We start from the raw sequence: 4,816 nt of genomic DNA, 5'->3' as shown, positions 1-4,816 counted from the left end.
TAGATTGGAACAATGCGCTCAAAACGGAAATGCTTCAAGCCAATATAATCTAGGGGCGCGTTATTTAAATGGTTTGGAAGCCCCTAAGGACTTAAATAAAGCTTTTTATTGGACAGAAAAAGCAGCGAAACAAGGTTATCTGTAAGAAATCCTCGCGTTGTTTACACAACAGATTGAGAAAAATAAGCCTGTAAAACCTCAAAAGGCGTATCGCCCTTCAAGCCCTTATGCGGCTTAACCGTATTATAAAAATTCACAAAACGGCACAATTCCTTCTGCCTGTGTTCCGAATCCATAAACGGAACTTTGTCATGCCACATTTCCATCAGGGTACGGATTACCCGTTCTGCCTTACCGTTGGTCTGCGGTCGGGCAATACGGGTAAACTTCTGGTTGATGTTGTTCTGCACACAGGCAACCGCAAACGGATGCGACGCATTGCCACGGTATTCCATGCCGTTGTCCGAATAGGCGCATTCGATGGTGTAAGGACAACAGTCAATCACATCACGCAAAAGGAACTTGGCTGCACTAGCCGCTGTACGGTCGGGCAAAATGGCCGCATACAGTTCGCGGGAATAGTCGTCAATGGCGACAAACAGGTAATCTCTCGAGGCGGTTGCTTTTTGGTTTTGCAACAAAGGCAGTCGTTTGGTGTCGAAATGCACCATTTCGCCGGGATAGGATTTGTTGTAGCGTTTGGCCTGTTTCTTGAGCTTTTCTTCGATATTTTTTTCCACTTTTGCCAAACGCTTCATTCCGTATTTGGCCTGTTTGAAACGGTTGTTGGTGCTGTTTTGTGGTGCGGGCAGCTGCAGCCGTGCGGCCTTTAGGATGCGGTAAATGGTAACTCTGCTGACTTGGTATTGTCGGGCCAGTGAGGTAACGGTGATTTTATCCTGCGTATAGGCGCGCCAAACGGCTTGGCGTTGGTGCGGGGTAAGGCGGGTGTTTTTATGGATGTTCATGGCAGTATTGTCTTTCAAATACTGTAAACAACGCTAGAGTTTCTTACAGGTATCCTGCTGCTGAATCTAATTTGGGATGGCTTTATTCTATTGGTGCTGGAACAGAAAAAGATAACGCCAAAGCTTTTGAATGGACAGAAAGAGCAGCAAAAAAAGGAAATATTCTTGCCTATGTAAACCTGGGCTATTTTTATAGTTATGGTATTGGTGTTCCTGTTGATTGGGAAAAAAGTACCCAATATTATCAATTAGCAGCCACACACAATATTCCAATAGCTTATCAAAATTTAGGGATGGCATATTTCTACGGGAAAGGTGTTGAGCAAAATACAGGGAAGGCTATAGAGTTAACAAATAAAGCTATCGAAGGTGGTAGTAAAGAGGCTCTATATAATTTAAGTAGAATGTATTTATCAATCAATAAAGAAGATGAAGCTGCTGCCATGCTAAGGCAAGCTGCGAATATAGGAATTCCCAAGGCACAAGCAGAGTTAGCTAGTTTATTATCAAAAGTTGCTAAAACCAATGCCGAGAAAATAGAGGCCAAACAATGGCTGGAAAAAGCTTTAATTCAAGAAGATCCTTATGCTTATGCGGTAGCAGGATTGCTCTATTCTCAAAAGAATCAGGTTTTTCCTTATGATGAAGCTAAAGCTTTCGAATATCTAATGAAAGCATCGGATATGGGAGAGGAGACATTAAAACATATGATTGGTGCTTGGTATTGGACGGGAAAGTATGTTTCTAAAGATGAAAAAAACGCTTTAAAATGGATAGAAGATGCGGCAAATCATGGTGACATTAAAGCGGTCGAAAGGCTGGTTAGGATTTATGAAAAGGCAGTAAGGAAATTCCCAAAGACGAAATTAAAGCACGATATTGGCAGAACAAACTTGGCATTAAATAAATTTAGGGCTGCCCCAGATAATTAGGGTTTTTGGACAACATTTAAAATAGGGGCTAATGTAGATTAGCACCTAAAATATGCTCATTAACTTGCGGCACATTATAAACCTGCCCACTCTGCTCAATCCGGTACATATCTCCTACTTGAGTGATACGGCTTCTACTCTCCAATGCACATTTGTGAAAGGGACTTAGGAAGCAAAATTCATTTTAAGGGATTCTCGCGCAACATTCGCAACAGCACTTTATACAAATCATGATGCCTATGATTGAAGCGAAATTCGATTTCTTTCAAGTGTAGGTAAAAAGTATGTTTTGCTACACCGTTGAATTGTACCAGCCGATGCTTGGCATAGTTTCAAAAGGATTCAATACCGTTGATATGCTGTGCCACGAGCGAACTCATTGGCACCGTGATGCACTCTGAAATGCTTTCCAAAGCCCATGTCAACCGGTCTCTGATAACCGCGCCACCCATCAGTATTGATGACGCTCTCAACCGAGATATGCCATTCGTCAGCTAAAAACCGACACAATTTCAGGTATAGACTGTTGATGCTTCTAATACTGATTCCTGTCAGTTTGGCGGGGTTGGGCTCGGTAATTTTGCTGAACTTTATGATACTTGTTTTTTAATTCCATTTCAGAAGCTTATCACTATATTTGGTTCACTATATTTGGTGATTTTGCTTTCTAAGTCCCTAATTGCCGGATTTGGTTTCGGTAATAAATCCTACTTTGCTGATACCGGCTTCACGTGCGGAATGTAAAGCTTGTGCGACAAAATCGTATTCTACGCTTTTATCGGCGGCAATCGCCAAAATGATATCCTCGTTATCGGTTTTGGCTTGCTTCAATCTGCTTGTTACCTCTTCCAAACTCAGTTTGGTTGTTGATTCTGCTCCGAGCAAATATGCTCCATCTGCAGCAATCGTCAAACGCAACGGTTCTTTAGGCTGTGTTTCCTGTTTCACGCTTTCTGAGGCCGTAGGCAGTTGTAACGGAATTGAGTGTGTGAGCACAGGCATGGTAATCATAAATACAATAAGCAATACCAGCATTACGTCAACCAATGGGGTAACGTTAATATCGGCCATTGGGGACTCATCACCCGAATTCATTGAACCGAATGCCATATTATCAATCCTTATTGTTTAACAGTTGTACATGGAAATCGTGGGCGAAAGCATCCATATCTTGAGCCAGTGTTTTGTTTCCGCGTACTAAAAAGTTATAGGCTAATACTGCCGGAATGGCTACAAACAGACCAAATGCCGTAGCAACCAATGCTTCACCGATAGGGCCTGCCACGGCTGCGATACTCATTTGGCCGCTTTCACTAATGTTGATTAGGGCATGGTAAATACCCCAAACTGTTCCAAACAACCCAATAAACGGAGCAGTTGCACCTACGGAAGCCAGTGCTGTTAAGCCGCCATCAAATTTACGCAAAATCTGACTCATGCTGTTACGGATTTGTCTGACTAAATAATCATTCAACGGTACTGCCGCAGCAATTTGCGTATCTTTGTGCTTACGGTAGTTTTCATGGGCGCGTACGGCTTCTAAAGTCAATTCGCTCATCGGTGAAGAAACTGTTTTGGCTTTTTGTACAGCTTCATCTAAAGTTTTGGCATTCCAAATTAAAGGTTTGACCGCTTGATTGGCTTTTTTGGCTTTCATCAGTTTGATACCGCGCACAATCATAATGGTCCAAGTGATGATGCTCATGAAGAGCAATAAGAAAAAAACACTGATCAGTACGGCATCACCTGATTCAAAAATTAATTTTAAATTCATAACTTTTTCCAAAAAATAATAACAAGTAACTAAATCAATATAAATTTATTATGCGGAGCATCCGTTTGGAGATTGCAGTATTGGCAATATGCCGGGTTAAATTTATTTAAAGATGGAATTTTACGGGTATGGTGAATTCAGTCCATCCTCTAGGTTTAAATCCACCTTTGCGTGCAGCATTTACAGCCGCTTTATCCAGGCGGACATAGCCGCTGCTCCGGGAGATTTTCACATCCACCACTTTTCCGCTGGGATCTACCAATACTTTAAGCATAACCGTGCCTTCTTCTCCGTTCTCCTCGGAAATTGGAGGGTAGGGTGGGCGAGGAATAGAACCTGTTGCCCGGGTGGGGTTGCCTCTACTGCTTCCGGCACCTGCCCCTCGGGTATCGCCATCACCGTGGCCGCTTCCGGTTTTGCTGCCGCTGCCTTCGCCTTTACCTAAGCCCCGACCATCACCGGTGCCGTCTGTCCCGCTGCCTTTACCTTGAATCTTAGAATAACCGGTGCCATCGCCTTTGCCGTCTTTGGCGGTAACTTTTCCGCCTGCAGAAGTGCTCTCGGAAGACGTATCAGTAGTTTTGGCAGCTGGCTTTTCAACCGGCTTTTCTACGGGTTTTTCAACAGATTTCGGTTGAGGTTCAGGCTTGGGTTTTTCAACGGGTTTGGGCTTGGGCGTTTCTTTGGCTTGTTTGATATCCGCCTGATCTTTTTTGGTGATCACAGGCTTGATTTCAGCCTTAGGTTGTTCTACTGGTTTGGGTTTAGGCTGGGGTTTGGCCTCAACTTTAGGTTTGGGCTTTTCCGGACGGGGCTGTTCAGCTTTTTCAGGTGCGGGCGCGCCTGAGCCTTCCGGTCTGCCGTCTCCGCCGCCGAAATCCCCCAAGTCGACAAATTCTATATGCTCTACCCCCATCTGCGCAGGCTTGGCGATTTGCCATGCCAAAAAGATCAACCATATATGCAATAAAGTGATCACTACAAAGGTGGTAGGCGTTAGTACACGTTCATTTTCCATAACGTTGAATGTTAATAGCAATTATTCCTGTTTGCAACCTATTTTTTGTACAATATAACGTATAGCAAAGCTTTTTTAACGTTTCACTATGTTTTGAAAGGAAATTTATAACTTATTAAATATG

6 protein-coding genes and 2 pseudogenes are annotated in these 4,816 nt (G+C 43.3%); 3 read left to right on the top strand and 5 right to left on the bottom strand.

The window, feature by feature from the left end; genetic code table 11:
- Positions 1 to 4 precede the first annotated feature (4 nt).
- On the top strand, positions 5 to 145 hold the full coding sequence (locus AKG43_RS13690; protein ID WP_369799581.1) for an SEL1-like repeat protein: 141 nt from the start codon (positions 5 to 7) through the stop codon (positions 143 to 145).
- A 16-nt stretch (positions 146 to 161) separates the two neighbouring features.
- Here the strand turns inward: AKG43_RS13690 and AKG43_RS11600 are convergent, their stop codons facing one another.
- A complete protein-coding gene (locus AKG43_RS11600; RefSeq protein ID WP_054617437.1) occupies positions 162 to 968 on the bottom strand; it encodes an IS481 family transposase in 807 nt (268 codons plus the stop codon).
- 65 nt (positions 969 to 1,033) lie between these two features.
- Here AKG43_RS11600 and AKG43_RS13565 point away from each other — a divergent pair.
- Positions 1,034 to 1,186 (top strand): annotated as a pseudogene (locus AKG43_RS13565) (tetratricopeptide repeat protein); the annotation flags it as partial.
- A 75-nt stretch (positions 1,187 to 1,261) separates the two neighbouring features.
- The gene (locus tag AKG43_RS11595) at positions 1,262 to 1,900 is read left to right on the top strand and encodes a tetratricopeptide repeat protein (protein ID WP_255351206.1); all 639 of its coding nucleotides are present in this window, start codon (positions 1,262 to 1,264) and stop codon (positions 1,898 to 1,900) included.
- A gap of 179 nt (positions 1,901 to 2,079) precedes the next feature.
- Here AKG43_RS11595 and AKG43_RS13460 read toward each other — a convergent pair.
- The 4 genes and pseudogenes from AKG43_RS13460 to AKG43_RS11580 all read right to left on the bottom strand — a co-directional run.
- Positions 2,080 to 2,383 (bottom strand): annotated as a pseudogene (locus tag AKG43_RS13460) (transposase); the annotation flags it as partial.
- Between the two features lie 192 nt (positions 2,384 to 2,575).
- On the bottom strand, positions 2,576 to 3,010 hold the full coding sequence (locus tag AKG43_RS11590; protein WP_054617436.1) for a biopolymer transporter ExbD: 435 nt from the start codon (positions 3,008 to 3,010) through the stop codon (positions 2,576 to 2,578).
- A gap of 4 nt (positions 3,011 to 3,014) precedes the next feature.
- Entirely contained in the window at positions 3,015 to 3,674 is a 660-nt protein-coding gene (locus AKG43_RS11585; RefSeq protein ID WP_054617435.1) for a MotA/TolQ/ExbB proton channel family protein, read from the bottom strand.
- A gap of 106 nt (positions 3,675 to 3,780) precedes the next feature.
- Positions 3,781 to 4,692: an energy transducer TonB gene (locus tag AKG43_RS11580; RefSeq protein WP_054617434.1), complete on the bottom strand. Its 912-nt coding sequence runs from the start codon at positions 4,690 to 4,692 to the stop codon at positions 3,781 to 3,783.
- Between the last annotated feature and the right edge of the window lie 124 nt (positions 4,693 to 4,816).

The sequence above is a fragment of the Neisseria sp. 74A18 genome (genome assembly GCF_001308005.1).
GTDB classification, from domain to species: Bacteria; Pseudomonadota; Gammaproteobacteria; order Burkholderiales; family Neisseriaceae; genus Neisseria; species Neisseria dumasiana.
The sequence above is the reverse complement of the archived record's forward strand: the minus strand, read 5'-3'. Positions and strand labels throughout refer to the sequence as shown.

Bases quoted from the DNA above. Each gene is read 5' to 3' on its own strand.
- AKG43_RS11600 (WP_054617437.1), bottom strand. From the start codon at position 968: ATGAACATCCATAAAAACACCCGCCTTACCCCGCACCAACGCCAAGCC.
- AKG43_RS11595 (WP_255351206.1), top strand. From the start codon at position 1,262: ATGGCATATTTCTACGGGAAAGGTGTTGAGCAAAATACAGGGAAGGCT.
- AKG43_RS11590 (WP_054617436.1), bottom strand. From the start codon at position 3,010: ATGGCATTCGGTTCAATGAATTCGGGTGATGAGTCCCCAATGGCCGAT.
- AKG43_RS11585 (WP_054617435.1), bottom strand. From the start codon at position 3,674: ATGAATTTAAAATTAATTTTTGAATCAGGTGATGCCGTACTGATCAGT.
- AKG43_RS11580 (WP_054617434.1), bottom strand. From the start codon at position 4,692: ATGGAAAATGAACGTGTACTAACGCCTACCACCTTTGTAGTGATCACT.